Source organism: Pseudoalteromonas sp. TB25, from assembly GCF_000497995.1.
GTDB lineage: Bacteria > Pseudomonadota > Gammaproteobacteria > Enterobacterales > Alteromonadaceae > Pseudoalteromonas > Pseudoalteromonas distincta.
This window is the reverse complement of the sequence record NZ_AUTI01000145.1, coordinates 1-990: the sequence shown is the minus strand read 5'-3', so window position 1 is coordinate 990 and position 990 is coordinate 1. Positions and strand designations below refer to the sequence as shown.

At 44.2% G+C, this 990-nt stretch carries 2 protein-coding genes; both read right to left on the bottom strand.

What is annotated here, in order from left to right; translation table 11 throughout:
- A partial coding sequence (locus tag L652_RS0103105) for a spondin domain-containing protein (protein WP_024594880.1) occupies positions 1-563 on the bottom strand: 563 nt, incomplete at its 3' end.
- Between the two features lie 10 nt (positions 564-573).
- Positions 574-990: spondin domain-containing protein (locus L652_RS0103100; protein ID WP_024594881.1), on the bottom strand; the 417-nt coding region annotated here is incomplete at its 5' end.

Genomic DNA, 990 nt, shown 5'->3' with positions numbered 1-990 from the left:
CCTGGCACAGTTTCAGCTGTTTCTGTATTTGCTTCCGTACCCGCATCATAAGCAGTCGTAGTGCGTGATAACGAACCGCCAACTTCTAATGTTGATACATCTAAAGAACTAAGACCGGTAAAAGCATCATTTGTATTCCCAAGCATGGCAGCAAATGACAAATTAAGCGTTTCTTGCTCTTCAACAGTAATGATTACTGTGGTGGTTTCACCAGGGCCAATAGCGCCTTCAGCTGAAACTGCAGCAAGTGCACTTTCGTAGCTGAGGTATTCTTCATTTGCACCGCTTTCTGCAAGCATTTCTAAGCCAACAGAAGCTGTTGTACCGAAGGTCCAAGGTGCTTCATCTTCAAAAGCAATGACAGAGAGTGGTGACAAAGGCTGTCCTGCAGTTAAGTTACTAAAAGTAATAGTAAACTCACTGATCACAGGTTCTACAACAATTGGCTCAACAACGACCGGCTCTTCAACAACTGGGTCGTTATCATTATCGCTACACGCTGCAAGTGTGGTTGCAAGTGCAAGCACTAGTAGACTTTTTTTAAGGTTGTTAGCAGATGACATAATCATGCTCCTACTTAACTGTAACGGTTAATTGTGCTACTGGGTTTAACCATCTGTGTACTGTATTACTTAAATCGCTATTACCCGCTTCTAAATCGTCATCACCTAAGCTACCCGGGTGAATATGAATGTTAGTGTTTGTATCACCACTTAATACACCTGTACCGCCAGTGCCAGCGTCGCCACCTGGAGCAGCAGGAATACCCGGAGTACCTGGTGCGCCAGAGCCTTCAACTACAAGCTCATTGTTTTGTTCTGTGCCTGCATCGTAAGCATTTAAATTAATTGTGTAAGTACCCGCTTCTGTTGGGATTTTCCAGCTGTTTAAGCCTACAAAGCCATCATTAGTTGGTAGCATCATTGCAGTTAAAGATAGGTACTCATTACCGTCAGTCGTGCTCAGTGTTGCCGTTGTAGATGCGGCTGG